The organism is Ottowia sp. (assembly GCF_047975795.1).
Taxonomy (GTDB): domain Bacteria; phylum Pseudomonadota; class Gammaproteobacteria; order Burkholderiales; family Burkholderiaceae_C; genus Ottowia.
Genome location: NZ_JBKEEE010000002.1, coordinates 1 through 25759 on the forward strand (window position 1 = coordinate 1; position 25759 = coordinate 25759).

Here is a 25759-nt window from a genome sequence, read left to right on the forward strand (position 1 = left end):
AAAATCAGGGTCAAGCGAACCAAAAACAGCGCAAAACGATGAGAAATTCAACGCTCGTTTCGCCATGTGAACATTCACGCGTCACCTCGCCCTGCAGCGGGGGTTGTGCAGACCTTCCTTAAAATTCAAAAGTGTCGATAAACACTATAGACATTGAATATGCAGCTATAAATTCAATATCTTTTGCTAAATTTTTCGACTCAGTTCAAACCCAAGTCATCACCGCCCCCCGCACTTGGTGTATCTTGATTGACAGACCGCTTGGCACGCCAGCATTGGTTGGCGCTGATGGCTGGCGTTTGTTGTTTGTTTACTGTGAAAGTGAAAGAGGCTTGTGATGACCGATCAACCCACGCTGCACCATGTTCAATGTCCTGATGCCCAGGGTGGCCACCGCATGGCCTGGTGGCAATGGGGCGATGCCCAGTCGCCGCATGTGGTGATGGGCGTGCACGGTTTGACGCGCCAGGGGCGCGACTTCGATGTGCTGGCGCAGGCGTTGCTTGAACGTGCGGCACAGCTTGGCAAGACACTGCGAGTGGTCTGCGTGGACGTGGTGGGCCGGGGTGAAAGCGACTGGCTGAAAGACCCGATGGGTTATGGTTTCCCCACCTATGCGGCCGACATGCTGGCGCTGCTGGGCGCGCTGCACGGTCAAGCCCCCATCACCACCTTGGATTGGGTGGGCACCAGCATGGGCGGGCTGATTGGCATGACGATGGCTGGTACGGCCCAGCTGCCGTTGCCCGTGCCCATTCGCCGCCTGGTGTTGAACGACGTGGGGCCTGCCATTGAATGGGTAGCGCTGGAACGTATTGGGCAATACGTGGGCAAGGCGGGCACCTTTGCCAGTGTGGAAGAGGGTGCGCAAGCCATGCGGGCGCTGTCGCAAAGCTTTGGCCCGCACACCGATGAGCAATGGATGGCCTTGTCACGCCCGATGTTCCGGCCCGCACCAGAAGAAGGCCGCTGGCGACTGCACTACGACCCGGCTTTGGCCGTGCCTTATGCGGCTATGACCCGCGAAGCAGCTGCTGAAGTTGAGGCCACGCTGTGGCAGTTGTACGACGCCATCCGGGCCAATACCCTGGTGTTGCGCGGTGCGGAGTCAGATTTGCTCAGCCGTGCCACAGTGGTGGCCATGGGTGAGCGCGGGCCACAGGCCCATGTGGTCGAATTTGCAGGCGTCGGCCATGCGCCCACACTGATTGCATCGGATCAGGTGCGCGTGGTGCTGGATTTTTTGCTGCCTGTACGGACTGAGGTGACCTCGGAGGCAGCCAACGAATGAAGACGGCGCATGTGCTGGCACCACCTGCTGGTGCGCCAGTGGCAGAAGTCATCGCCGCCGTAGCTCACACGCTGCCTGCCGCTGCCGATATTCGGCCGCGCGCGCGCGCGTTTGCCGAGCCGCTGTTGGACGGCGAATCCACCAGCAGTGGCGAAAACGTGCTGGCCCATGCCGACGCGGTGGCGCAGATTCTGGCCGAAATTGGCGGCTCAGACGCCATTCAGGCGGCGGTGTACTTAAGCTACGCCTGTGCCCAGCTCCACCGGCCTGACGAGGTGATCGGCAAAGCTTTTGGAGTCAGCTTTGCCACACTGGCGCTGGAAACATCCAAGCTCGAACGCGTGCAACAGCGCTCGCGCGTCAGCCGCCAAAACCACGCCCCCGATTCCGAGCGCGCAGGCCAGCAAACCGAATACGTGCGCAAGATGCTGCTGGCCTTCAGCCGCGATTTGCGCGTGGTGCTGCTGCGCCTGGCCTCGCGCCTGCAAACGCTGCGCTACTGCGCGGCAGCGCGCCACTTGCCCTCGCCCGGCTTGCTGCGCGAATCGCACGAGGTGTTTGCGCCCCTGGCCAACCGCCTGGGCATCTGGCAGATCAAGTGGGAAATGGAAGACTTGGTGTTCCGTTTTCAGGAGCCTGAAATCTATCGGCAAGTGGCCAAACTGCTGGAAGAAAAGCGCGTCGAGCGTGAGGCTGCGCTGGAGCAACGCCGCGCTGACATCGAACATGCTTTGCAAGCGCAGGGGCTGCACGCGTCAGTGAGTGGGCGGCCCAAACACATCAGCTCCATCGTGCGCAAAATGCGCGGCAAGGGGCTGGACTTCAACCACGTGTTCGACGTGCGTGCGCTGCGCGTGATGGTGACCACGGTCGACGAGTGCTACGCCGCGCTGGCCTGGGTGCATCAGCGCTACACCCAGGTGCCGGACGAGTTTGACGACTACATCGCCAAGCCCAAGGTCAATGGCTATCAATCGCTGCACACTGTGGTGCGTGACGAGGACGACAAAGCCTGGGAAATTCAGATCCGCACGCACGACATGCACCAGCATGCCGAAAACGGCGTGGCCGCGCACTGGGCCTACAAAGAAGCCGGTGCCAAGGGCTACGCGGGTGTGTCAGCTGCCAGCGATTACGACGCCAAAATCGCCGTGCTGCGCCAGCTACTGGCCTGGGAGCGCGATTTGTCGGCCAGCGACGCGCAGCACGCGCTGTTTGAAGACCGTATTTATGTGCTGACGCCCGAGGCCGCCATCGTCGAGCTGGCCGCAGGGGCCACGCCAGTCGACTTTGCCTACAGCGTGCACACCGAGCTGGGCCACCGCTGTCGGGGTGCCAAGGTCGATGGGGCCATGGTGCCGCTGAACACCGCGCTCAAAAATGGTCAGACCGTGGAAGTGGTGGCGGGCAAAGAGGGCGGGCCATCGCTCGACTGGCTGAACGCTGAATTGGGCTACCTGGCATCGCCGCGCGCGCGCTCCAAGGTGCGCGCATGGTTCAACGCCCAGCACACGCGCGAAAACATCGCCCGCGGCCGTGAGATGGTCGAAAAGCTGTTGCAGCGCGAAGGCCGTACCGCCGTGTCGCTGGAGCATCTGGCGACCGGGCTGGGTTTTAAAACCCCCGACGCCTTGTTTGAAACCGTGGGCAAGGACGAGCTGTCGCTGCGCAGCATCGAAAACGCCTTGCGCCCGCCAGAGCCGCCGCTGGATACCGATACCCAGGCTTTGTTGCGCAAGCCCAGCGCAGGCGGCGGTGCGGGCGGTGTGTTGGTGGTGGGGCTGGACTCGCTGCTGACGCAAACCGCCCGCTGTTGCAAACCAGCGCCGCCTGACAGTATTGCAGGCTACGTCACACGCGGGCGCGGCGTCAGCGTGCACCGGCGCGACTGCGCGAGCTTTCGTGAACTGCTGACGCGCGAGCCTGAGCGCGTGATCGATGTGGACTGGAGCACGTCCACCAGTGGCTATACCCCCGCTTATCCGGTCGACGTGACGGTGGAGGCCACCGACCGGCCTGGCTTGCTGCGCGACATCTCCGACGTGCTGGCGCGCGAGAAGATGAACGTGATTGGCGTGCAAACCCAATCGGCCAAAGGCTGGGCCTGGATGATCTTTACCATCGAGGTGGACGATACCCGTCGGCTGGGCCAAGTGCTGCATCAAGTGCAAGGCTTGCCAGGCGTGCGCACGGCGCGGCGGAGATAGCCCAAAAAGGCCGCAACGATCTCTGCTACACTTGCGCGCTTCGGACTTTTAGGCGCGTAGCTCAGCTGGTTAGAGCACCACCTTGACATGGTGGGGGTCGTTGGTTCGAGTCCAATCGCGCCTACCAAACTTTCATGGTTGAATCAAGCATCTGACAGCGATGTCAGGTGCTTTTTTCTTGCCTGTCGCGCTTCAAGGGTTGACCAATACCAGCTTGCCTTTGACGGCGCGGGCATCCATGCGTGCATAGGCGGCTTTCAGATCGGCCATGGGCATCTGGGTGTCGATCAGGGGTTTGATTTTGCCTTCGGTGTACCAGCGGGCCAGCTCGGCCATCATGGTGGCGTTGGCTTCGGGTTCGCGTCGCGCAAAGTCGCCCCAGAACACACCCACGATGCTGGCTCCTTTGACCAGCGCCAGATTGATTTTGATGGCCGGAATGTCGCCCGCCGCAAAGCCCACCACCAGATGCCGTCCGCGCCAGGCGATGGAGCGCAGCGCAGGCTCGGTGAATGGCCCGCCCACGGGGTCGTAAATCACGTCGGGACCTTGGCCGTCGGTCAGTGCCTTGATTTGCTCGCGTAAATCTTGCGTGCTGTAATTGATGATTTCGTCTGCGCCCAGTTGCTTGCAAAACGCCAGTTTCTCGTCGGTCGAGGCGGCGGCGATCACTTTGGCACCGGCCAGCTTGGCGATTTGGATGGCCGACATGCCCACGCCGCCTGCTGCACCCAGCACCAGCACGGTTTCGCCGCTTTTGAGCTGGCCGCGGTCAATCAAGGCGTGGTGGCTGGTGGCGTAAATCATGATGAAGGCTGCCGCATCGGCCGCCGCAAAACCCGGCGGCAGCGGCATGCACAGCTTGGCTGGAGCCAGCGCGTGGGTGCCAAAGCCGCCCGTGCCCGACACGCAGGCCACCATTTGGCCGGGTTGCAGGTGCGTGACGCCTTCGCCCACGGCCTCCACCATGCCCGCGTATTCCGACCCCGGCACAAAAGGCAGCTCTGGCTTGATCTGGTATTTGTTTTGCACGATCAGCAGGTCTGGAAAATTCAGGCTGGCCGCCTGAACGCGTACCAGCACCTGGCCCTTGCCGGGCTGGGGCGTGGGCAGCTCTTTCCAGGTCAGCGCGTCGACGCCGGTGGGGGTTTCGCAAAGCCATGCGTGCATGTGGGGTGTCTCCTGATGAAGGTCAAAAATTGTTCAACGCCATCATAGGTGGGCCTGCGGCGCTGGTTTTGTCGCTGGGGTGACGGGGCCGGGGGGCGTGCTTTCAGCCACGGCAGCGTATTCCGGCAAGCAGCCTGGCCTCGCAAGCCTCAATAGAATGGTTGAATGACCATCACCGCCCCCGATTCCTCACGCCCTCGTATCGTCATTGCCCGCGCCATCTTCCCCGAGGTGATCGAGCAGTTGGCCCAGCACTTCGAGGTCGAATCCAACCAGGCCGACACCGCCTGGCCGCAAGACGAATTCATCCGCCGCCTGCAAGGCAAGCAAGGCGTGTTGACCACTGGCGGCGAGCGCATCAACGTCGCGCTGCTGGCGGCGTGCCCTGATCTGAAAATCTGCGCCAACATGTCTGTCGGCTACAACAACTTCGACGTGCCCGCCATGACCGCTGCGGGCGTGCTGGCCACCAACGCCCCCGGTGTGTTGACCGAAACCACCGCCGACTTTGGCTTTGCCCTTATGATGGCCGCCGCCCGCCGCGTGACTGAAAGCGAACATTACCTGCGCGCGGGCCAGTGGCATGGTTGGCGCTACGACCAGTTTGCCGGGGTCGACGTGCACGGCAGCACCTTGGGTGTCATCGGCATGGGCCGCATCGGCCAGGGCATTGCCCGACGCGGCGCACTCGGCTTTGGCATGAACGTGCTGTACCACAACCGCAACCGCCTGAGCGCCACAGATGAAGCCGCCGCAGGCAACGCCCGCTATGTGACTAAACAAGAACTGCTGCAAACCGCCGACCATGTGGTGCTGGTGCTGCCCTACAGCGCCCAAACCCGCCACGCCATCGGCGCGCCCGAGCTGGCGCTGATGAAACCCACCGCCACCCTCACCAACATTGGCCGTGGCGGCACGGTGGACGATGTCGCCTTGGCCGCCGTCTTGCGCGCCGGGCGCATTGCAGCCGCCGGGCTGGACGTGTTTGAAGGCGAACCCAAGGTGCACCCCGATCTGCTGGTCTGCACCAACGTGGTGCTTACCCCCCACATCGCCAGCGCCAGCCTGCCCACCCGCCGCGCCATGGCTGACTTGGCTGCCCGCAACCTGATTGCCCACCTCAGCGGCAGCCAGCCGCCTACGCCGATCAACCCCGAGGTGTTGGGCACAGGCTGAAGATCAAGAAAATTCTTTAAGTAAAAACAGCCGTTGCCGCTACAACCATCTGCGACAACAGCTATCAAAACAATAACGAATAAACCACTGTTTCAACACCATGACCGCCGCCGAATTCATCGCCAAATGGGGCCCTGGTGGCCCCTCGCACGACCTGAATGAAGAGCAGGGCGCGCAAAGCCATTTCCTGGATCTGTGCGATCTGCTCGGTGTGCCCAAACCCGGTGACGACACCGCTGATGAATACGTGTTCGAGCGCCGCGTGCTGCAACTCGGCCAGGGGCGCGGCTACGCCGACGTGTTCTACCGCGACCACTTCGCGTGGGAAAACAAAGCCCCCGGCAAAAACCTCGACGCCGCCCTGCGCCAGTTGCAGCAGTACAGCATGGATCTGGCCAACCCGCCCTTGCTCGTCGTGTGCGACCGCCTGACCATCCGCATCCACACCCACTTCAACGGCCACCCCAGCGAAGTGCACACCGTCCGGCTCGAACCTGTACAACCAGCGTCCGGTGTGGCTGGCGCAGGCGCACGAGGTGCTGGACACCGCGGTGGCCGCCGCCTACGGCTGGGCCGATTACACGCCTGCCATGCCCGATGACGAGGTGCTACGCCGTCTACTGGCGCTGAACCAGCAGCGGGCGGCTCTATCAGGGCTGGGCACCGCACCCGGTGTATCCGCCACGACACTGACCAAGCGCGCCTCGCGCCAGCGCCGCGCCTGATGGGTCGATACTTGATGGAACGCGGGGCCATGACGTGGCTGCTGGCCGCCATCTCCATCGTTGGGGTGTTGCTGACCACGGTGTGGCCCAAGACCATGCTGGTGGTGGCATTGCTGGGACTGCTGGCGGTGTGGGCAGGGCTTTTGCCTGCGCGCTGGGGGACATTGCCAGCAGGAACGTCGAGCGTGGATGATGGGAACGACATGCAAGACCTAAAGGACTACCAGGTTGACCTGACCGACGCCGAAGTGCCCGAGGCTATTCGCCAGGCGGTGCTGGCGCAGCTGCAGCCGGGCGACGTGCTGTGGCGCTGCCCGCGTCTGGGGCCAGCGCGCGGGCTGCTGGCCGTGTTGGGCATAGGCCCACGAAGCATCATGATGGAGTGGTGGCTGGAAAGCGCCGAGGGCGAACTGGTCGACATATTCTGGCTGGACACTGAGCTTCCGGCTTGATCGCCAATGGTTTGCAAGATTTTTTGCAAGGCGCGGCCATCCTTGGTCAAACCTTGGTCAAACGCTATCCGCTTCAATGCTTGCCAAGGCCCTTGGCTTATATTTTCAGCCTTGATTTCATCTGCCTGTTTGAACTGACCGCCATGCACCCCAAACCCTTGCTCGACACCGCCACCGAACTGGTGCGCCGCGTGCTGCGGCTCGATCACCCGGCCGATGCGGTGGTGTCGCGCTTTTTTCGTGAGCACCGCCAATTGGGGCCACGTGAGCGCGCTACGCTGGCCGAAACGGCTTATGCGGTGCTGCGCCGCAAGCCGCTGTTTGAACACCTGGCCCGCGCGGGGCAGGGTGCGCGCGAGCGGCGGCTGGCCATTTTGGGCTTTCATGCACCACGCACCTTTTTGCAGCAAGCGTTGTCTGAGGGCGAAAAGCAATGGCTTGCCGCCTGCGATGCGGTGGCACCGAACGAGTTGCTGCCCATTCATCGTCACAACTTGCCGACGTGGCTGGCCGAGCGTTTGCAGGCCCAGCTTGGCGATGCGGCGGCGTTTGATGCGCTGGCTGCGGCCTTGCTGCACAGCGCGCCGCTGGATGTGCGCGTGAATACAGTGCAACAAAAAAGAGAGCATGTGATGCAAGAATTGCAAGCGCTGGGGTTTGATTTGGCGCCCACGCCATATTCGCCCTGGGGCTTGCGCCTGGCGGGTAAACCGGCGCTGAACAGGCTGGAGGTGTTTACCCGTGGCGCGGTGGAGGTGCAGGACGAAGGCTCGCAACTGCTGGCCTTATTGCTGGATGCGCGGCGCGGCGAGATGGTGGCCGATTTTTGCGCCGGTGCTGGCGGCAAGACCTTGGCCATTGGCGCGAGCATGCGCAACACGGGCAGGCTGTATGCGTTTGATGTGTCGCAGCACCGGCTGAATGCGTTAAAGCCCCGCTTGGCGCGCAGCGGTTTGTCCAACGTGCATCCGGTGGCGATTGCGCATGAGCGTGATGAGCGCATCAAGCGTTTGGCAGGCAAGCTGGATCGCGTGCTGGTCGACGCCCCGTGCTCGGGTCTGGGCACGCTGCGGCGCAATCCGGATTTGAAGTGGCGTCAGTCGCTCAAGGACGTGGAGGAGCTGGTGCTCAAGCAGCAGGCCATTTTGAGCAGTGCGGCGCGCTTGCTCAAACCCGGTGGCCGATTGGTGTACGCCACGTGCAGCCTGTTGCCAGAAGAAAACGAAGGCGTGGCCCAGGCGTTTGCGGCGGCGCATCCTGAGTTCAAGCCGCTCAACGTCGCTGATCTGTTGCAGGGCCTGAAGGTGGCGGATGCGGCCAGCTTGTGCAGCCCGGGCGTGGCGGTTGAGGGGATTGAGCCAGGCCGTTTTTTGCGCCTGTGGCCGCACCAGCACGCCATGGACGGTTTTTTTGCCGCCGCGTGGCAGCGGCAGGATTGAGGGGCCGCGTTTCAGCGAACCTTTGGCGTGTCCGGCGCTCCAAACGACGTTGGTTGGGCGGTTTTCAGCCTATGGTGTCAGACAGGTGATGGAGGTTAAAGCAGCATGTGGCCCACTTTTGATTTTTTTGTGTTGAATGCGGTCATGGACTGGACCGCCCATGGCTGGTTGGGCTGGGCCTGGTGGCAGGTGCTGCTGCTGGGGTTGGGCCTGACCCACATCACCATCGTCAGCGTGACGCTGTACCTGCACCGGCATTCGGCGCACCGCGCGCTGGATTTGCATCCGGCGTTGCAGCATTTCTTCCGCTGCTGGCTGTGGCTGACCACGGGCATGACCACCAAGGCATGGACGGCCATCCACCGCAAACACCACGCCAAGTGCGAGCAGCCGGACGATCCGCACAGCCCGCAGATCTATGGCTTGCGCAAGGTGCTGTGGCAAGGGGCCGAGCTGTACCGGGCCGAAGCCCAAAACGCCGAGACGCTGGCACGCTACGGCCACGGCACGCCCGATGACTGGATCGAGCGGCATGTGTACAGCCGCTTTTCAGCGCTGGGCGTGGGCCTGATGCTGGTGATCAACGTGGCGCTGTTCGGGGCCTGGGGCGCGGCTTTGTGGGCCATGCAGATGGTGTGGATTCCGTTTTGGGCTGCCGGGGTCATTAACGGCGTGGGCCATTACTGGGGCTACCGCAACTTTGAAGCGCCTGACGCCTCCACCAACGTTTCGCCCTGGGGCATTCTGATTGGCGGCGAAGAGCTGCACAACAACCACCATACCTATCCCACGTCGGCCAAATTTTCGGTCAAGCCTTATGAACTGGACATCGGCTGGGTGTACATCACCGTGCTGTCCAGGCTGGGACTGGCGCGGCCCAAGAAAACGCCCCCGCGCCTGCGTTACGGTGCGTTGCGCCCCGTGGCCGATGACCAAACGCTGCAAGCGCTGATTGCCCACCGCTACGAAATGATGGCCCATTACGCCCGCCACATGCGTGAAGTGTTTCAGCAACAAACAGCCAATGCCTACGATGCGCGCAGCAAGGCTGTGCGCGCTGCGCGCCGCTGGCTGCACCGCGACGCGGACAAAGTGCCTGCCGCAGCCGCCCCGCAGTTGGCCCATGCGCGCGCCGCTTACCCGGTGCTCGACAAAATGGTTGTCATGCGCGAAGAGTTGCGCCAGTTGTGGCTGAACACGGGCCGCTCGCGTGAGCAACTGGTGGCCGATCTACAAGTCTGGTGCTGCCGCGCTGAAAGCAGCGGCATTGCCGCCTTGCGCGATTTTTCGCTCAGACTTCGGGCCGTGCGCGTGGTCTGATTTCTTTTGTCATTCAGCCTGGACAGTGCGCCGGGTTTTTCATGCGGATGGAGCGCGATGACGTGCAAGCAGGGATGAAAGAATGGCCGCGTGGAACCCTGTGATGTACTCATCGTCGGCGCTGGCATGGCGGGTGCGTCGCTGGCGTGGCGACTGACCCGCGCGGGCTGAGCCTGGAGCGCGAAGCACAGCCCGGCATACACAGCACCGGGCGGTCAGCCGCCATGTTCATGCAAAGCTACGGCCCGCCCGGCCAAGGGGTTGATCCAAGGCAGGTGTCGCCTGCGCGTTGGTGTTGACAGCCCCGAGCTAAATGCGCGCCAACGTGCGCAGCCCGTTCAAATCGAGCAGATTCAACTCACGGCCAGAGCCGCTGATCAGGCTTTGCTCGCGCAACTGGCGCAGCACGCGCGAGAAGGTTTCGGGCGCAATGCCCAGTTGTGCGGCAATCAATCGTTTGCGCTGGCGCAGCATCACTGTCAGCTCGCCGGGGGTGTGGCTGGCAGGCTCGGCATGGCGCAGCAGCCATTCGGCGCAACGCGCCTCGGCGTCTTTGGACAGGCGGCTGACCGCCAGTTCGGTTTGCAGGCGGTGGGCTTTGGCGATGTCAAACAGTACCGAGCGGGCCGATTCGGGCATGGATTGAAGTTCAGCGTTGAACTGCTCCAGCGGGATGCGGCGCACTTGCACCGCAGTTTCGGCCACTGCATCCACCAGCGGGGTCATGCCCAGCACCACACATGAGGCGTTGAGCCAGCAGGGGCCTTGAATGGTGCCCATGCGGTGCGCCAGTTGGCCTTGCTCCAGCAAGCCTATGGCGATTCGGCCTTCATCCACATGGTCAACGTGGGTGATGGGGGTGCCGCGTTGCAGCACCAAGCTGCCCTGCGGCAAGGTGGCCACAGAGTCTGGCCGGTTGGGCAGAATGGATGCGTGCATGCGCGCACTGTGCCCCGCAGCGCACCCAATGGCCTTGATGCACGTCAACCGCAGCGGAAGTCACGACAAGTAGTTACGCCAGTATCAGCAGCGCCCGGAAATCGTTCACGTTGGTGTGGGTGGGGCCGGTGATGACCAGATCGCCCAGGGCGTCAAAAAAGCCATAGGCATCGTGTCTGGCGATGTGCTCGCTCAAGCTGAGGTGGGCCTGCGCAGCGCGTGCCAGCGTGTCGGGGCCGACCAGGCAACCGGCGTTGTCTTCTATGCCGTCAATGCCGTCGGTGTCGGCCGCCAGTGCCCAGACGTTTGGCTGCCCAGACAGGGTTTGCGCCAGGCCCAGACAGAATTCGCCCGCCCGGCCGCCGCGCCCAGTGCGTTCGTTGGCAGCAGGTTGGCCCAGCGTGACGGTGGTTTCGCCCCCGCTGAGCAGCACGCAGGGCGGCTGAAAAGCCCCTTGGCCCTGGGCCGCCGCACGCGCCAGAGCGCCGTGCATGCGGCCAATGTCGTGCGATTCGCCTTCGACCTCATCGCTGAGAATGTGCGCTGCCAACCCGTGCGCGCGGGCAGCTTCAGCAGCCGCTTGCAGCGATTGCATGGGCGTGGCGATGGTGTGTGCCCGGTGCTGGCTGAATAACGGGTGCGTTGGCTTGGGTGTTTCCAGCGCGCCCGATTGCAGTGCGTCGACGATGCTTGGTGGCAAATCAACCCCGTAGCGCTGCGCAATGGCCAGCGCTTCAGCGCAGGTGCTGGCGTCACCCACTGTGGGGCCGCTGGCAATCACCGCCAGATCGTCACCCGGCACGTCGCTGATGGCCAGCGTGATCACTGGAGCGGGTGCGCAGGCGGCGGCCAGCCGCCCGCCTTTGATGCGCGACAAATGTTTGCGCAGCGTGTTCATCTCATGAATACCCGCGCCGCTGGCCAGCAGTTGCTGGTTGATGCGCTGCTTGTCTGCCAGCGTCAGCCCTTCGGCGGGCAGAGTCAGCAGGGCCGAGCCGCCGCCCGAGATCAGGCACAGCATCAGGTCATCAGCAGTCAGCCCTTTGGCCAGCGCCAGCATGCGGGTTGCGGCGGCTTGGCCCGCGCTGTCGGGCACGGGGTGCGCGGCCTCGGCGATCTCGATGCGTGATGACACGCTCGCAGGCTGTGGCGGCGTGTGGCCATAGCGCGTGACCACCAGGCCGGACAGCGGCGCATCGGCAGGCCAGGCAGCTTCCAGCGCGTGTGCCATGGCCCCCGCCGCCTTGCCTGCGCCCAGCACCAGCGTGCGTCCGCGTGGCGGCGGCGGCAAGTGCCCAGCCAGCACCTGGGCGGGTTGCGCGCGGGCTACCGCCACGTCAAACAAGTGCCGGAGAAATTCGCGCGGCTGGTGGGCGGGGTCGAGATGAAGAGCAGGCATGGGGACACTCTATGCCATTTTGGCTGTATGGCAGGTTGGTTGGGGTACGTGGTTTGGACAAACGAGTCGACAAGATAGAGCCGCAGTGTTGGGCTGCCTACAATCTGCCCCATGCAAATGACCCCGTCTATTTTCAAGGCCTACGACATTCGCGGCACCACGCCGACTACGCTGAACGAGGCGGTGGCCGAAGGTCTGGGCCTGGCCTTTGGCAGCACTGCGCTGGCGGCGGGCGAGCGCGTGGTGGCGGTGGGGCGTGACGGGCGCCTGTCCGGCACGGCGCTGAGCAGCGCGCTGATGCGCGGTCTGGTGGCAGCCGGTTGCGAGGTGATCGACATCGGCATGGTCACCACGCCCATGCTGTACTTTGCCGCCAGCACGCTGTGCACGAGCGGCATTCAGGTGACGGGCAGCCACAACCCGCGCGATGACAACGGCTTCAAGATGGTGCTGGCGGGCCGTGCGATTTATGGCGACGATATTCAGGCGCTGCGCCAGATGATGCAGGCTGAAAGCTGGCAGCGCCGTACAGGCGGCAGCCTGCGCCAGCACGACGTGGGGCCAGCCTACTGCGCGCGCATCGTGGGCGATATTAAATTGGCGCGACCGATGAAGGTGGTGGTGGACTGCGGCAACGGCGTGGCTGGGGCCAGCGCGCCGGCTATCTTCCGCGCCATTGGCTGCGATGTCATCGAGTTGTTTACCGAGGTGGATGGGTGCTTTCCTAACCACCACCCCGACCCGAGCAAGCCCGACAACCTGCGCGACGTGATCGCCGCGCTGCAAAGCACCGATGCTGAGCTGGGCCTGGCCTTTGACGGCGATGGTGATCGCCTGGGCATCGTTACCAAGGATGGACAAAACATCTTCCCTGACCGGCAAATGATGCTGTTTGCGCAAGATGTGCTGACCCGCGTGCTGGGCGGCACCATCGTGTTCGACGTCAAGTGCACGCAGCGTTTAGGCCCGGCGATTGCCGCAGCGGGCGGACAGCCGCTGATGTTCAAGACTGGCCATTCGCTCATCAAGGCCAAAATGAAAGAGGTGGACGCACCGTTGGGCGGCGAGATGAGCGGCCACATTTTCTTCAAAGAACGCTGGTATGGCTTTGACGACGGCACCTACGCGGGCGGCCGCTTGCTGGAGATCGTCAGCCGCAGCCCGGACGCCAGTGCTGTGCTGAATGCACTGCCCACCAGCCACAGCACCCCCGAGTTGAACGTGCCCTGCGCCGAGGGCGAGCCGCACCGCCTGGCGGCTGAGCTGCAAAGTTTGGCGGCAGGTGTGTTTACCGCGCCTGCGCAGGTCTCAACCATCGACGGTTTGCGCATTGATTGGCCTGACGGCTTCGGTCTGATTCGCGCCAGCAACACCACGCCGGTGCTGGTGCTGCGCTTTGAGGGGCAGACCAATGCGGCACTCCAACGCATTGAGGGCGAGATGCTGGCGCTGCTGCGGCGGGTCAAGCCCGATGCCAAGCTGGGCGGCAGCGCGCATTGAGATAATGACCCTTGATCTGTTGCCGACCAACCCCTCAGTCATCTTTCGTCAGCATGAAATGGGGCCAATGCGGCACCGGGGTCTTGACGCCATCTCCCTGTGGGAGAGGGTAGGGGTGAGGGCAGGCCCGGCTCCATGATCCGCGCGCTCTACAACCTTGTTTTGTGGGCCATTCAGCCCTTGCTGAGGCGCAAACTGCGCAAGCGGGGGCAGGCCGAGCCGGGGTATCTGCACGCGGTAGAGGAGCGCTTTGGCCATTACACCATGGCGCGTCCGCAGCCTGAGGGCGGCGCGCCGCTGGTGTGGATGCACGCCGTGTCGCTGGGGGAAACACGGGCGGCGGCGATTTTGCTGGCCGAATTGCGTCGCCAGCGGCCCGGCCTGCGCCTGCTGCTCACGCATGGTACGGCTACCGGGCGGGCCGATGGCGCGGCGCTATTGCAGCCGGGTGATGTGCAGGTCTGGCAGCCGTGGGATACGCGCGCAGCGGTGCGCCGGTTTTTGCACCACTTTCGGCCCGATGTGGGCGTGCTGATGGAAACCGAGGTGTGGCCCAACTTGATCGCCGAGTGTGCCGCCGCGGGCGTGCCGCTGGCGCTGGCCAACGCACGTCTGTCGGCCAAATCGCTGCGTGGGGCAGAACGCTTTGGTGCGTTGATGCGGCCTGCCTATGCCGCGCTGGCCGCCGTGTGGGCGCAGACCGAGGCCGATGCTCAGCGCCTGCGCACCATTGGCGCGCCCGTGGCGGGCGTGTTCGGCAATCTGAAGTTCGACGCACAGCCTGCCCCAGCGCTGCTGGCACAAGGCCGTACCTGGCGCGCCGCAGGGCAGCGCCCGGTGCTCATGCTGGCCAGCTCGCGCGAGGGCGAAGAGCTTGAATTTTTAAAGCAAATTCAGGCGCTGTCGCAGATACAACAAGTGAAGTATGCTACTGATAATGAAGCAAATGATGCGTCAAACCAAGCGACCAACAAAGCGTTGAATGGGGTTGGGCAAGACATTCAGTGGCTGATCGTGCCGCGCCATCCGCAGCGCTTTACCGAGGTGGCGGCGCTGGTGATGGGTGCAGGTTGGACGCTCAGCCGCCGCAGCGCCTGGGGTGATGGCGCGCCGCCCATGGCAGACGTATGGCTGGGCGACAGTCTGGGTGAAATGGCGGCTTATTACGCCTTGTCCGACGTGGCCCTGCTGGGTGGCAGCTTTGCGCAGTTAGGTGGGCAAAACCTGATCGAGGCCGCTGCTTGCGGTTGCCCGGTGGTGATGGGGCCACACACCTTCAACTTCGCCCAGGCAGCAGATCTGTCCCAAGCCGCTGGTGCGGCCCAGCGCGTGCCTGACATGGCCGCTGGCGTGGCGGCTGCGCGCGCCTTGCTGGAGGATGCGGCAGCCTTGCAGACCATGCGCGCCGCAGCGCTCGATTTTGCCCAGGCGCACCGTGGCGGTGCCGAGCGCACAGCGCGGGCAATGCTGGCGCTGGCAGTGCCAAAACCGTAGAAGAAAAACGGGGAATGCGCGCATGGGAGATACGCCATGAGTCCAGCGCTATCTGCACTCAAGGCGGAGGAGGAGGGGGGGCAGGTTGGCGTGGTACGCCAAATACCCAAAACCGCGCGCTGAAGTAATTTGCTGCCAGACCTGCCAGGCTGCCCACGGCCACACCCAGCGCTGGCCCCCAGGCCACAGCAGGAAAGCGCTGCAATACCAGCACATAGGCGGCGTAGTTGATGACTGCGCCCACCACCATCAGACCCAGATAGCGCGCCCATTCGGTCAGTAGCCCAGCGCGGTTGACGGGTACGGCGGCACGAAAAGTGATGCGCCGGTTAAGCGCCCAGGTGAAAGTGGCCGCAGCCAGAAACGACAGCACACGGCCACCATACGGCCCCAGCAGTGGAATGGCGGCATACAGTGCAGCCACATCGACCACAAAGCCTGCGGCCCCCACCACGCCAAACAGAAAGAATGAACGCAGATGACGGCTCACGTTGGTTTGCGCAAGGCACCAGGCGGAGGCACTTGCAGATAGGCCAGGTGCTTGGCCTCGCGCCGCGCCAGGGTCACCTGGTGCAGCAATACGCCGCACAGCATCGACAGCATGGCGCTGAGCATGAGGCCGGTAGACAGCATGGCCGTGGGCATGCGCGGTACCAAACCGGTGGCGAAATAGGTCGAAAACAGCGGGATGGCGATGCCGACCGAGACCAGCGCCAGCAGCGCCGCGATCATGCCGAAAAACGTTAAGGGCCGTTCCGTGGACGTCAGCTTGACGATGGTGCGCAAAATACGCCAGCCGTCTCGATAGGTCGAAAGTTTGCTGACCGAGCCATCCGGGCGCGACCGGTACGTGACCGGCACTTCCCGACAAGGCATGCGCTGCTCCAGCGCGTGCACCGTGAGTTCGGTTTCGGTTTCAAAACCGTGTGCATGGGCCGCAAACGACTTGGCAAAGCGCCTGGAAAACACCCGATAGCCCGAAAGCATGTCGGCAAAGCTGCCGCCAAAAATCCACATCACGGTGCCCGTCAACGCGCGGTTGCCCAGGCGGTGCCCGCGGCGGTAATTGGTATCGGCCTCGGCATGGTCATCAATGCGCTGGCCCAGCACCATGTCCAGATTTTCGGTGATCAGCAGATTGACGTGTTCGCGCAGGGCCGAGGCGTCGTAAGTCGCATCGCCGTCGACCATGACATAAACATCAGCGTCCACATCAGCCAGCATGCGCCGTACCACGTTGCCTTTGCCCTGAAACTGCACCTGTGTGACTTGTGCACCGTGCGCACGCGCCACATCCGCCGTGCCGTCGGTGGAATTGTTGTCGAACACATGCAACGCCATCTCGGGCCATGCGGCTTTGTATTCATCGAGCACCGTGCCAATGGCCACTGCTTCGTTGTAGCACGGCACAACCAAGGCTATTCGGGGTTGGGGTGGATTCATATTTTTATTTTATTCGATAGATGCTGGCATCTTTGGTAATGGCAATGGTTTCAAAGTAATCATTGAAATTGGAATAAGCCTCAATTTTCTCTCTGGCATGTTCTGAAGTGGCCAGATAGTCAAATTTTCCTTGTTTTAATTTTTTGCTCAGGTTGGCTGGTTCAAAAGGCATATCGAAATATCGCCAAGGGCCAAAAAAGTCGCCTTTTGTACCACGTGGAAAATAATAAATCATCCCTTCCATGCCCCATTGGTAAACCTTATGGTCTTGAAGTTGTTTGGTGTGATGAATAATTTCATATCTGTGAATTTTGTCTAGCAAAAAATCGCGTTTTTGACTTTCCGTTACGGGTATTATTGATAATCTGTAATCAAATCCGTAGGCAATAAAAATAATGGCCAAAACAAAGAGTGTAGCTTTGATTTTTTTTGAAATAAGCAGATATTTTTCTCCGTTCTGAGTCAGTTTTGATGGCGATGATAGAACATAATCAATCAATCCAATCAAGGTGCTTATGGAAAGTAACAGCAGAACAGGGACTGCCGGAAGTAGATAGCGTGAATAATGCGATGTCACCAGCCAGGTGAAAAATGCATACAATGCATACGCATACAAAGCTTTGCGAATATTGGATTTCCAGAAACCTGGCGACAAGGGGCCCAAGACGGCTGGCCACAAAATCAGATGCGGCCAGTTGCGCGAACGCCGCAAATCTTCAAGCTGCCATGCCATGTCAGATTCAGACCAGTCATAATATCCCAAGATCGAACTTGCCAGCGGATTGAACGGGTTGCCTGTTTCCAGCCAGTTTCTGGCAAACCAGTAAATACAGGGAAGAGCTATCAAAATGGCACAAAATATGATGGTGCGCCAGTTGATCTGACGGCGCACCAGCAGGTAAACCAGCATGCAAACGAGCGGGGCCACAAAGATCAAGGCCTGATATTTCATGCTGAGTGCACATCCACCCAAAAAGGAAGCGATGAACAGCCATTGCACATGCGCCTTATCGTCAATCCAGCGCAGAACGCACATCACTGAGGCCGTAACGAACAGGCTTAACCCTAAATCCGCTGTCGCGCCTGGAAATTCTGGTGCAGCCAATTGCAGCCACAAAAGACTGGCGATCAACCCTACCGCCCAGCCGCCAATCCAATGGCGAAAACTCCAGATCAGCAGTGCGCAGCCAAAGCCTGCGGCTGCGTTCAGCAAGTGGGGCAGCACGTCGTCTTGCACCAGCAGTGCGGCCGCGTACAACAGGCTCATGCCCATGGGCGACCATGGGTAGCGCAGCCATTCGTTGACGGTCAGATGGCCTGTGACGGCCCATTCGCGTGCGTGGGGCAGGTGGTACATCACTTCGTCCCACACGTAAGGTGGACGAAGCGGCGCGACCAGCAAAGGAAAGGATAGGGGCACCACAATGGCAACGATGGCCCATCGTCCCAATGTCTGCCATGGGCGGCTTGGCCGATCATGGGGTATCGGGTGCCCCCCTCTTTGTGTTGTCCGCCATTGCATGCACGCTTGCACGAGATGCACCAGACCTGCCGCAGCGGCCAGTCCGATGAATAACCACACGATGGAGACTCGAAGATGGCCTGCCCATGCCAGCCCCAGAAAAATACAAATCAGCAAGCCTGCCCCGGCGGTTATTTCCAACCAAGTGGCGTGCATATCCCGCACCTGAAGACCAATGATGCGAGTCAAGCAACTGCCAAGACCGTATGCCGCCAGCAGGAAAAGACCGGCCATGGCCCAATGGGCCATGGCGTAGATGTAGGCGTCGCTCATTTCATTTTTTGGGTCTGATTAGGCAATTTTGGATGATAAGACGCTTGTGCTTGGTGTTTCTCAAGTTGGTGTGCAGGGTTGAGGCTGTTACAGTTACGGTATGTCATCAAGACATAGGTTGTAATGCGGCTAATCTGGGTATTCAGTTGTGGCACGTTTCTTTTTGATTTTTTTGTCGGTGCAGGCAGTGCTATTCGGGGTTGAAATGCTCAAGCCCGTACAGATCGCTGTGGTGCACCCCTGGACGGGCTGGCTGGCCAAGGCCAGCGCGGCCATTGTGCATTTGATCGACCCTTCGGTGATTTCTTATGGCCGGGTGCTGCAAAGCGCCCAGACGGGGTTTGGAGTGTCGATCGAGGCCGGGTGCAACGGGGTGGAGGCCACCATTGTGCTGGTGGCGGCCATGCTGGCGTTTCCCTCCAGCTGGAAGATGAAGCTGTGGGGCATCGGTCTGGGGTTCATCGCCGTGCAGGCCGTGAACTTGCTGCGCATTGTCAGTCTGTTTTTTTTGGGGCAGTGGAGCTTGAAGGCTTTTGAGTTTGCCCACCTGTACATGTGGCAGGCCCTCATCATGCTGGATGTGCTGGTGGTCTGGCTGCTGTGGATGCGCTACGTGGCCCGGCATGATGCACGGCCAGATGGGCCGCCCGCCGTGGCGGCTGCGGCCTGATTTCGTCGCCCTACAAGCACAGAGAACACGCTATGCGCGCCACACTGATCGGACGCTTTTTGCTGCTGGCCATTGTGTGGCTGGCGGTGCTGTTGCCGCTATGGTATTGGGCCGCCAAGTGGTTTGCAGGCCCATCGATCTGGCTGGCTGGCACGGTGATGAAACTGCTGTTTTCCTGGGTCGATGGTTTTGAGCAGGAGGGGGTGACGGCGGTGCTGCACACCCTGGTGCAGGTGCGCATGAAAGGCCCGCAGGGCGCGGATGTGCTGGGCGAGCTGGCCCCCGAGGTCAACTACCCGATCTATGGTTATGGCCTGGTGCTGCTGTGGGCCATGTTGCTGGCGTCGCGCACTGAGCGCTGGTGGCTCAAAGGCTTGATGGGCAGTGTATTGCTGCTGCCTGCGCAGGCGTGGGGCATTTGCTTTCAGTGGCTGCGCGACGTGGCTTTGTTGTCGGGGCCAGCCGGGGCGGCTTATCTGCAATATTCGCCCCTGACGAACAACCTGATTGCCTATGGCTATCAGTTTGGTTTTTTGATGCTGACGCCTGTAGCACCCATTTTGCTGTGGCTGTCGTTCAACAAGCGCTTTGTGGCCGCGCTGTGGCTGGAGGCGGCGCTGGCAGGCAAGCCTGAATCACCGCAAGCCAGCGAGGCAGCCGCCACGCTGAAAGATTGAGCGCAAGCGGAACGACCTTCGACCCAAAACCCCAAGGTTCAGGGCACTTTGGCGGGCGGTGTGGCTGGCGGTGTTGTGGGTGTAGATGCCGGTGTGGCTGCAGGTGTTGACGCTGACGTGGACGGCGTTGTCGGCGCAGCGCCTTCTTCCCTGGGCTTGAGCAAGGCATTGATCTGTTGCACATCGCTCAACGCCAGCACACCACTGGCCTGCTTGAGTTGCAGCATGCCCAGCAGCACGTCATAGCGCGCCTTGGCCAGATCGCGCCGGGTTTGGTAAAGCTGGGTTTGGGCGTTCAGCACGTCGATGTTGATGCGCACGCCCACCTGGTAGCTCAGCAAATTGGCGTCCAGCGATGTTTTGCTGGAATGTTCGGCCGCTTCCAACGCCTTGACTTGACCCAGCCCGGACTGCACACCAAAAAAAGCGCTGCGCGTGGCCTGTGCCACGCTGCGTTGCGCGTTGTCCAGATCGGCAAGTGCCTTGTCTTCCAATGCCAGTGTTTCGCGGATGCGGTTTTCCACCGCAAAACCGGCAAACAGCGGCCAGTTCAGCACCACACCCACGCTGGCGGTGGTGGCGCGATAGCGCATGTGGGGGGCGGCGCTGATGCTGGGGTTGCCGTCGGGGTAGCGCGTTTGCGCCACGTTGGCTTGCAAATCCACCGTGGGCAAATGGCCGGTTTTGGCTTTGTCGGTTTCCAGTCGGGCCACGTCCAGCGCGGTGCGGCTTTGCTGTATGGCGGGGTGGTTGTCCAGCGCTTGGTTGACCCACGCACCCACGTTGTCGGGCTGCGGCTCAGGCAGGGTTACCGGCAGCGTCAACGGTTGCGGGTGGGTGCCCGCCTGCCCCACCAGTTGATCAAGCGCCAGTTTTTTGACCCGCAAGTCGTTTTCTGAGGCCACTTCTTGCGCCGTGGCCAGGTCGTACCGCGATTGCGCTTCCAGGCTGTCGGTGATGGTGGCGTTGCCGACTTCAAAATTGCGTTTGGCTGACTCGAGCTGCTCGGTCACGGCCCCTTTGAAGGCGCGCACGAAAAACAGGGTGTCTTCGGCATTCAGGACGTCAAAGTAAGCCTGCGCCAGCCGCACGATCAGGTCTTGTTCGGCGGCGGCAAACTGCTCTTGCGCCACCTGCACTTGCTTTTTGCCCTGATCCCAGGTGATGCGGTTGGCCGGGCGGTATAGCGGCTGCGAGCCAACCAGTGCGCCATTCAGCGTGTTGTATTCGCGGCTGCTGCCGCTGCTGCCAATATGGGCGTCCAGGTAATTGCGGTCGGCACCGGCTTGTAGGCCAACCTGGGGCAGCAGCCCGGCGCGGGCCTGGTCGGCGCTGGCCTGGCTGGCCTGCAAGGCGGCGCGGGCCGATTGCAGGGGTGCGTCGTAGCCCTGGGCGGTGTTGTACAGCGTCAGCAGCGATTGCGCCTGCGCGGCTGAGGCGCACCAGAGTAAAGCCACAGAGCAGCCAAAGGCAGTACGACGAAAAGGCAAGGGCATGGGCGAAAAACCTCTTTTCAGTGGTTGGACAACGTCAGTTGCTCAGTAACGGGGGACAGACGGATCGATTTGCAGCGACCAGGCATCGATGCCGCCCGCCACATTGGCAATGCGCGCAAAGCCTTGCTGCTGCAAGAACATGGCCACCTGCATGCTGCGGCCGCCGTGGTGGCACAGCACGGCCACGGGGCGGTCCGGGTCCAGCTCATTCAGGCGCGAAGGCACCGCAGACATCGGCAACTGCAACAGATCAGCGCTTTCGGCGCGCACGCTGGCTATTTGCCATTCGACTGGCTCACGCACGTCCAGCAACAGCGGCTGGCCTTCAGCGCGCGCTGCGGCCAGCCAGGCGGACAGATCGTGCGGGGGGATTTGATCGATCATGGCAAGCAGCGTGTGGCCGTGCGTGGCAGTGTGCGGAGCAAACAGTGGGGGCCGTTTCAGAAGCGAAAGCGCGATGGTTCGGCAAAGTTCAGCAAACGCGGGGCCACCATGTCCCAGGGCTGCGTGACAACTGCGCCCGCGCCGCTTTGGCGCACCAGTGTGGCGCGCATCATCGGCTCGTCACCCACAATAGCCATCAGACGCCCGCCCGGTCTCAGCAGGTTGACCAGATGTTCGGGCAGGCGGGCCACTGAGCCGGACAGCGCGATCACGTCAAATGGGCCATCGGCCGACAAATCGGTGCTGGCCGCATCGGCCACGCGCACCTCGACGTTCAGCACCCCCGCGCGTTGCAAGTTGGCGTGGGCGGTGCGGGCCAGTTCGGTGTCAATTTCCAGCGTCAGCACGCGCTGGGCGCGGTGGCCCAGCAGCGCCGCCATGTAGCCCGAGCCGGTGCCGACTTCCAGCACTTTTTCATGCTTGGCCACTTCCAGGTCTTGCAGCATGCGGGCTTCGACAATGGGCTTGAGCATCACCTGGCCTGCGGCAATGGCAGGTTCGCTGTCCTTGAGCGGAATTTCCATGTCGGCAAAGGCCAGGATCTGGTGGGCCGGGGGCACGAAGTCTTCGCGGCGCACGATGGCCAGCAGCTCCAGAATGCGGGCGTCCAGCACGTCCCAGGGGCGGATTTGCTGCTCAATCATGTTGAAACGGGCTTGTTCGACGTTCATGGTGGTTCAGGCTCCAAAGTCGGGGGTTACAGGGTCAAAAATTAATTTTATCGGTGCTGGTTTGGGGTGGCGTCTCAAGCGGTGATGTGGCCGAACGGGCCGACCCACCATGCCAGCGTCGCTTGGCCCAGGTGGCCAGATCGTCCACGTAGCAATAAACCACCGGCACCACCACCAGGGTCAGCAAAGAGGACGTGATGACGCCGCCAATGACCGCCTGTCCCATGGGCGCGCGCTGCTCGGCACCTTCGGTGATGGCAAAGGCCAGCGGCAGCATGCCGAACACCATGGCCAGTGTGGTCATCAAAATGGGGCGCAGGCGTACGCGTGCGGCAGCCAGCAGGGCCTGCTCGCGCGGCATGGGCTTGGCGGCATGGCCTGTCTCGGCGGTTTCATCTCTTTCATTCGTTTCGTCCGTTTGGCCCGCGCGGGCGCGGTTGGCAAAGTCCACCAGCAGAATGGCGTTTTTGGTCACCAGGCCCATCAGCATGACGATGCCAATGATGGAAAACATCGACATGCTGGAGCCAAACACCAGCAGTGCCAGCACTACGCCGATCAGCGTCAGCGGCAGCGAAGTCATCAACGCCAGAGGCTGTAAGAAGCTGCGGAACTGGCTGGCCAGGATCATGTAGATAAAGATGATGCCCATGGCCAGTGCCTGCAAGGCGTAGCCAAACGATTCCTGCATGTTTTTGGTCGATCCGCTGAAGGTGTAGCCATAGCCGGGCGGAAAAGGCAATTGGGACAGCGCCTGCTGGATGTCGCCAGATACCTCGCCGCTGGAGCGCCCTTCGACGTTGGCGGTGATTTGTATGGCGCGCTGCATGGCCAGGCGGTTGACCTGGTTGGTGCTGGCGGCTTCGCTCAAGCGGGCCACCTGGTTCAGGCGCACGATGCGGGGCGTGCCGTCGGGGTTCAGGCCCACGGTCAGAGGCAGCCGTTCCAGATCGGCCAGCGTGGTGCGCGCTTCGGGCTGAAGCCGCACGATGACGTCGTAAGTCTGGTTGTCGGGCGCGCGCCAGTTGCCCACGGTGGTGCCCGCCACCAGGGTGCGCAAAGGGGTGGCGATTTGCGCGGCCGTCAGGCCCAGCTCAGACGCGGCATCGTCCTTGATGGCGATGTCCACCGTGGGTTTGTCGGGCTTGCTGCTTGAATCCAGATCCACCAGCCCGGGTATGGTGCGCAGTTGCGCCATCAGTGGCCCAGCCAGCCGTTCCAACTCAGCTTGATCGCCGCCGTGCAGCGAAAAATCGATCTGCTTTTGCCCGCCCACTGGCTCCACCAGGCCCGACTGGGTGACGGTGATGCCCGGCACGGCCAGCAGTTCGTGGCGCAGCGTGTGGGCCAGTGCATCGGCGCTGTGCTGGCGCAGGTGGCGGTCGGTCAGGCGAATGTAGACCGTGGCATTGGTCTTGCCCTGTGCTGCGCCGCTGTTGATGGTGGTGACGGTGTAGCGCACCTCGGGGTGGCGGCGAATGATGGCGTTGACCTGCCGAGCCTTGGCCTCGGTGGCTTGCAGCGATGAGCCTTGCGGGATGTAGAACGCCACGTAGGTTTCTGAAAAATCGGCTTTGGGGACGAACTCGGTGCCCAGCAGGCGAACCATACCCAGGCTCAGTGCAAAAATGGCGCTGGCCAGCAACAAGGTGGTCAGTTTGTGCGCCAAGGCCCAGCGCAGCGCCTGTTGGTAGTTGTCGGCCAGCACATCGGTGGCGTGGTCAAACCAGCCGGTCACGCGGCCTAATGTGTGGTCGTACGTACGGTCATACCAGGTGGTGGGAGCACTTGCGGCGAAGCCGTGGCGGTGCATACCCGGGTCGTCCCACACCGACGACAGCATGGGGTCGAGCGTGAAGCTGACAAACATCGAGATCAGCACTGCCGCCACGATGGTGATGCCAAATTCGTGAAAGAACTTGCCGATGATGCCCTGCATGAAGCCGATGGGCAGAAACACTGCCACGATCGACAATGTGGTGGCCAGCACGGCCAGGCCAATTTCTTGTGTGCCCTGCATGGCAGCGGGGTAGGGCGCTTTACCCATTTGGGCGTGACGCACGATGTTTTCGCGCACTACGATGGCGTCATCGATCAACAGGCCCACGCACAGGCTGAGCGCCATCAGCGTGATCATGTTGATGGTGAAGCCAAACACCTGCATGAAAAAGAAGGTGCCGATGATGGAGATGGGCAGCGTCAGCCCGGTGATGACGGTGGATCGCCAACTGTTCAAAAACAAAAACACGATCAGCACCGTGAGCAGCGCACCTTCGATCAGGGTTTGCCGCACGTTCTTGACGGCCACGCGGATCGGGCGCGACAAGTCGGTCACCGGCTCCAGCCGGATGCCGGGTGGCACCTCGGCCTGAATGGCCTGCAAGGCGTCATGCAGGCCGTCCACGACGGCGATGGTGTTTTCGTCTTGTGCTTTTTGCACCGACAGCACCAGGGTTCGCTGGTCGTTGTACAGGGCCAGGCTTTCCAGCTCTTGCGCGCCGTCGTTCACGCGGGCTACCTGAGCCAGATACACCGGTGAGCCATTGCGGCGGGTGACGATGATGCGGTCAAAATCTTCAGGCCGCTGGCGGCGGCCATCGAGCTGCACCGTCAGCTCTTGCGCGCGGGCGCGCACCGCGCCCAGCGGCTGATCCTGGTTGCCGCTGCGCACGGCGGCGATGACTTGTTCGGGCGTGATGCCCAGTGCTTCCATGGCCTGCGGTTGCAGGTAAATGTTCAGCTCGCGCTTGGTGCCACCCACCAGGCTGACTGACCCCACGCCGCGCACGTTTTCCAGGCGCTTTTTGAACACCTGGTCGGCCCAGTTGGTCAGCTCGACGGCCGACAGGGGCTGGGCATCGCTTTGCGGCTCGGGCACCACGGCCACTGACCAGACCGGGCGGCTGGCCGGGTCAAAGCGCAGCACGCGCGGCTCTTCCACCTCGTCGCGCAGCAGAGGGCGCACCTGGCCGATTTTTTCGCGCACATCGTCAGCGGCCTTGCGGCCATCGATGTAGAGCTGAAATTCGATGATGACGACCGACATGCCTTCATAGCTGCGCGAGGTCAGTTGATTGACGCCCGCAATGGCGTTGACGGCTTCTTCGATCTTCTTGCTGACTTCGCTCTCGACAATGGCCGGGGCTGCGCCAGGATATTCGGTGGTGACGACCACCACCGGGAATTCCACGTTAGGGAAATGATCGACCTGCAAGCGTTGCAGCGAGAACAGGCCCAGCACCACAAACGTCAGCATCATCATGGTGGCGAGCACCGGATTGTTCAGGCTGATTTTGGTGAACCACATGGCAGTTTGGAGGCGTGTTCAGCGTGCCTTGCAATGCCAGGTCTGAAAACCAAATTGGCATTTAACGCAGTACCATATTGCACAATCAGCTATCAAAACGATAGATGTTGCTGCACTGGGGCAAAAGGCTGACACGCGCTGCGC

General features: G+C 62.0%; 22 protein-coding genes, 1 tRNA gene and 1 pseudogene. 14 read left to right on the forward strand and 10 right to left on the reverse strand.

Features of this window, described 5'->3' with window-relative positions:
• Positions 1 to 337: 337 nt before the first annotated feature.
• From ACK5NW_RS00020 to ACK5NW_RS00030, 3 genes are all read left to right on the forward strand, one after another.
• Positions 338 to 1291: an alpha/beta fold hydrolase gene (locus ACK5NW_RS00020; protein ID WP_416924200.1), complete on the forward strand. Its 954-nt coding sequence runs from the start codon at positions 338 to 340 to the stop codon at positions 1289 to 1291.
• On the forward strand, positions 1288 to 3498 hold the full coding sequence (locus ACK5NW_RS00025; protein WP_416924201.1) for a RelA/SpoT family protein: 2211 nt from the start codon (positions 1288 to 1290) through the stop codon (positions 3496 to 3498). The genes ACK5NW_RS00020 and ACK5NW_RS00025 overlap by 4 nt, the downstream gene beginning before the upstream one ends.
• Before the next feature lie 50 nt (positions 3499 to 3548).
• Positions 3549 to 3625, forward strand: a tRNA-Val gene (locus ACK5NW_RS00030).
• A gap of 65 nt (positions 3626 to 3690) precedes the next feature.
• On the opposite strand, the gene ACK5NW_RS00035 is transcribed toward ACK5NW_RS00030, so the two are convergent.
• Positions 3691 to 4668 carry an NADPH:quinone oxidoreductase family protein gene (locus ACK5NW_RS00035; RefSeq protein WP_416924202.1) on the reverse strand — a complete coding sequence of 326 codons (978 nt, stop codon included), beginning with the start codon at positions 4666 to 4668 and terminating at the stop codon, positions 3691 to 3693.
• Positions 4669 to 4833: 165 nt separating this feature from the next.
• Between ACK5NW_RS00035 and ACK5NW_RS00040 the strand changes: the two genes are divergently transcribed.
• From ACK5NW_RS00040 to ACK5NW_RS00070, 7 genes and pseudogenes are all read left to right on the forward strand, one after another.
• A complete protein-coding gene (locus ACK5NW_RS00040) occupies positions 4834 to 5844 on the forward strand; it encodes a 2-hydroxyacid dehydrogenase (protein ID WP_416924203.1) in 1011 nt (336 codons plus the stop codon).
• Between the two features lie 100 nt (positions 5845 to 5944).
• On the forward strand, positions 5945 to 6445 hold the full coding sequence (locus ACK5NW_RS00045) for a type IIL restriction-modification enzyme MmeI (RefSeq protein WP_416924204.1): 501 nt from the start codon (positions 5945 to 5947) through the stop codon (positions 6443 to 6445).
• Positions 6435 to 6569, forward strand: coding sequence for a hypothetical protein (locus ACK5NW_RS00050; RefSeq protein WP_416924205.1), 135 nt, complete (start codon positions 6435 to 6437; stop codon positions 6567 to 6569). The genes ACK5NW_RS00045 and ACK5NW_RS00050 overlap by 11 nt, the downstream gene beginning before the upstream one ends.
• Before the next feature lie 29 nt (positions 6570 to 6598).
• Entirely contained in the window at positions 6599 to 7021 is a 423-nt protein-coding gene (locus tag ACK5NW_RS00055) for a hypothetical protein (RefSeq protein ID WP_416924206.1), read from the forward strand.
• A gap of 143 nt (positions 7022 to 7164) precedes the next feature.
• Positions 7165 to 8460: an RsmB/NOP family class I SAM-dependent RNA methyltransferase gene (locus tag ACK5NW_RS00060; protein ID WP_416924207.1), complete on the forward strand. Its 1296-nt coding sequence runs from the start codon at positions 7165 to 7167 to the stop codon at positions 8458 to 8460.
• Positions 8461 to 8565: 105 nt separating this feature from the next.
• Positions 8566 to 9780, forward strand: coding sequence for an acyl-CoA desaturase (locus tag ACK5NW_RS00065; RefSeq protein WP_416924208.1), 1215 nt, complete (start codon positions 8566 to 8568; stop codon positions 9778 to 9780).
• Between the two features lie 126 nt (positions 9781 to 9906).
• Positions 9907 to 10028, forward strand: a pseudogene (locus tag ACK5NW_RS00070) (FAD-dependent oxidoreductase); the annotation flags it as partial.
• Positions 10029 to 10089: 61 nt separating this feature from the next.
• Here ACK5NW_RS00070 and ACK5NW_RS00075 read toward each other — a convergent pair.
• A complete protein-coding gene (locus ACK5NW_RS00075) occupies positions 10090 to 10719 on the reverse strand; it encodes a Crp/Fnr family transcriptional regulator (RefSeq protein ID WP_416924209.1) in 630 nt (209 codons plus the stop codon).
• Positions 10720 to 10792: 73 nt separating this feature from the next.
• Positions 10793 to 12118 (reverse strand): glycerate kinase type-2 family protein, encoded by a 1326-nt coding sequence (locus ACK5NW_RS00080; protein ID WP_416924210.1) that lies wholly within the window; start codon positions 12116 to 12118, stop codon positions 10793 to 10795.
• Positions 12119 to 12229: 111 nt separating this feature from the next.
• On the opposite strand from ACK5NW_RS00080, the gene ACK5NW_RS00085 reads away from it, so the two are divergent.
• Together ACK5NW_RS00085 and ACK5NW_RS00090 are read left to right on the forward strand one after the other, a co-directional pair.
• A complete protein-coding gene (locus ACK5NW_RS00085) occupies positions 12230 to 13618 on the forward strand; it encodes a phosphomannomutase/phosphoglucomutase (protein ID WP_416924211.1) in 1389 nt (462 codons plus the stop codon).
• Between the two features lie 135 nt (positions 13619 to 13753).
• Positions 13754 to 15112 (forward strand): 3-deoxy-D-manno-octulosonic acid transferase, encoded by a 1359-nt coding sequence (locus ACK5NW_RS00090; protein WP_416924212.1) that lies wholly within the window; start codon positions 13754 to 13756, stop codon positions 15110 to 15112.
• A gap of 58 nt (positions 15113 to 15170) precedes the next feature.
• Here ACK5NW_RS00090 and ACK5NW_RS00095 read toward each other — a convergent pair whose 3' ends face one another.
• The 3 genes from ACK5NW_RS00095 to ACK5NW_RS00105 are packed head-to-tail and all read right to left on the reverse strand — an operon-like array spanning position 15171 to position 18350.
• The gene (locus ACK5NW_RS00095) at positions 15171 to 15602 is read right to left on the reverse strand and encodes a GtrA family protein (protein WP_416924213.1); all 432 of its coding nucleotides are present in this window, start codon (positions 15600 to 15602) and stop codon (positions 15171 to 15173) included.
• Complete coding sequence (locus ACK5NW_RS00100; RefSeq protein WP_416924214.1) at positions 15599 to 16555, reverse strand: glycosyltransferase family 2 protein; 957 nt, start codon at positions 16553 to 16555, stop codon at positions 15599 to 15601. Before ACK5NW_RS00100 ends, ACK5NW_RS00095 begins: the two co-directional genes overlap by 4 nt.
• Positions 16556 to 16559: 4 nt before the next feature.
• Entirely contained in the window at positions 16560 to 18350 is a 1791-nt protein-coding gene (locus ACK5NW_RS00105; protein ID WP_416924215.1) for an ArnT family glycosyltransferase, read from the reverse strand.
• 148 nt (positions 18351 to 18498) lie between these two features.
• Here ACK5NW_RS00105 and xrtH point away from each other — a divergent pair, with 148 nt between their 5' ends.
• Both xrtH and ACK5NW_RS00115 read left to right on the forward strand, forming a co-directional pair.
• Complete coding sequence (gene xrtH, locus ACK5NW_RS00110) at positions 18499 to 19020, forward strand: exosortase H (protein ID WP_416924216.1); 522 nt, start codon at positions 18499 to 18501, stop codon at positions 19018 to 19020.
• A gap of 32 nt (positions 19021 to 19052) precedes the next feature.
• Complete coding sequence (locus tag ACK5NW_RS00115; protein WP_416924217.1) at positions 19053 to 19697, forward strand: exosortase H-associated membrane protein; 645 nt, start codon at positions 19053 to 19055, stop codon at positions 19695 to 19697.
• 38 nt (positions 19698 to 19735) lie between these two features.
• Here ACK5NW_RS00115 and ACK5NW_RS00120 read toward each other — a convergent pair whose 3' ends face one another.
• From ACK5NW_RS00120 to ACK5NW_RS00135, 4 genes are read right to left on the reverse strand one after another with little or no spacing between them, the layout of a single operon-like run.
• On the reverse strand, positions 19736 to 21193 hold the full coding sequence (locus ACK5NW_RS00120) for a TolC family outer membrane protein (RefSeq protein WP_416924218.1): 1458 nt from the start codon (positions 21191 to 21193) through the stop codon (positions 19736 to 19738).
• 42 nt (positions 21194 to 21235) lie between these two features.
• Positions 21236 to 21577, reverse strand: coding sequence for a rhodanese-like domain-containing protein (locus ACK5NW_RS00125; protein ID WP_416924219.1), 342 nt, complete (start codon positions 21575 to 21577; stop codon positions 21236 to 21238).
• 56 nt (positions 21578 to 21633) lie between these two features.
• Positions 21634 to 22308, reverse strand: a complete 675-nt coding sequence (locus tag ACK5NW_RS00130) for a protein-L-isoaspartate O-methyltransferase family protein (protein ID WP_416924220.1) — start codon at positions 22306 to 22308, stop codon at positions 21634 to 21636.
• A gap of 34 nt (positions 22309 to 22342) precedes the next feature.
• Entirely contained in the window at positions 22343 to 25615 is a 3273-nt protein-coding gene (locus ACK5NW_RS00135) for an efflux RND transporter permease subunit (protein ID WP_416924221.1), read from the reverse strand.
• Positions 25616 to 25759 lie beyond the last annotated feature (144 nt).

What these genes read in the sequence shown, in the direction of transcription:
- ACK5NW_RS00020 (WP_416924200.1), top strand. Translation starts at nt 338, where the DNA reads ATGACCGATCAACCCACGCTGCACCATGTTCAATGTCCTGATGCCCAG.
- ACK5NW_RS00025 (WP_416924201.1), top strand. Translation starts at nt 1,288, where the DNA reads ATGAAGACGGCGCATGTGCTGGCACCACCTGCTGGTGCGCCAGTGGCA.
- ACK5NW_RS00035 (WP_416924202.1), bottom strand. Translation starts at nt 4,668, where the DNA reads ATGCACGCATGGCTTTGCGAAACCCCCACCGGCGTCGACGCGCTGACC.
- ACK5NW_RS00040 (WP_416924203.1), top strand. Translation starts at nt 4,834, where the DNA reads ATGACCATCACCGCCCCCGATTCCTCACGCCCTCGTATCGTCATTGCC.
- ACK5NW_RS00045 (WP_416924204.1), top strand. Translation starts at nt 5,945, where the DNA reads ATGACCGCCGCCGAATTCATCGCCAAATGGGGCCCTGGTGGCCCCTCG.
- ACK5NW_RS00050 (WP_416924205.1), top strand. Translation starts at nt 6,435, where the DNA reads ATGCCCGATGACGAGGTGCTACGCCGTCTACTGGCGCTGAACCAGCAG.
- ACK5NW_RS00055 (WP_416924206.1), top strand. Translation starts at nt 6,599, where the DNA reads ATGACGTGGCTGCTGGCCGCCATCTCCATCGTTGGGGTGTTGCTGACC.
- ACK5NW_RS00060 (WP_416924207.1), top strand. Translation starts at nt 7,165, where the DNA reads ATGCACCCCAAACCCTTGCTCGACACCGCCACCGAACTGGTGCGCCGC.
- ACK5NW_RS00065 (WP_416924208.1), top strand. Translation starts at nt 8,566, where the DNA reads ATGTGGCCCACTTTTGATTTTTTTGTGTTGAATGCGGTCATGGACTGG.
- ACK5NW_RS00075 (WP_416924209.1), bottom strand. Translation starts at nt 10,719, where the DNA reads ATGCACGCATCCATTCTGCCCAACCGGCCAGACTCTGTGGCCACCTTG.
- ACK5NW_RS00080 (WP_416924210.1), bottom strand. Translation starts at nt 12,118, where the DNA reads ATGCCTGCTCTTCATCTCGACCCCGCCCACCAGCCGCGCGAATTTCTC.
- ACK5NW_RS00085 (WP_416924211.1), top strand. Translation starts at nt 12,230, where the DNA reads ATGCAAATGACCCCGTCTATTTTCAAGGCCTACGACATTCGCGGCACC.
- ACK5NW_RS00090 (WP_416924212.1), top strand. Translation starts at nt 13,754, where the DNA reads ATGATCCGCGCGCTCTACAACCTTGTTTTGTGGGCCATTCAGCCCTTG.
- ACK5NW_RS00100 (WP_416924214.1), bottom strand. Translation starts at nt 16,555, where the DNA reads ATGAATCCACCCCAACCCCGAATAGCCTTGGTTGTGCCGTGCTACAAC.
- ACK5NW_RS00105 (WP_416924215.1), bottom strand. Translation starts at nt 18,350, where the DNA reads ATGAGCGACGCCTACATCTACGCCATGGCCCATTGGGCCATGGCCGGT.
- ACK5NW_RS00115 (WP_416924217.1), top strand. Translation starts at nt 19,053, where the DNA reads ATGCGCGCCACACTGATCGGACGCTTTTTGCTGCTGGCCATTGTGTGG.
- ACK5NW_RS00120 (WP_416924218.1), bottom strand. Translation starts at nt 21,193, where the DNA reads ATGCCCTTGCCTTTTCGTCGTACTGCCTTTGGCTGCTCTGTGGCTTTA.
- ACK5NW_RS00125 (WP_416924219.1), bottom strand. Translation starts at nt 21,577, where the DNA reads ATGATCGATCAAATCCCCCCGCACGATCTGTCCGCCTGGCTGGCCGCA.
- ACK5NW_RS00130 (WP_416924220.1), bottom strand. Translation starts at nt 22,308, where the DNA reads ATGAACGTCGAACAAGCCCGTTTCAACATGATTGAGCAGCAAATCCGC.
- ACK5NW_RS00135 (WP_416924221.1), bottom strand. Translation starts at nt 25,615, where the DNA reads ATGTGGTTCACCAAAATCAGCCTGAACAATCCGGTGCTCGCCACCATG.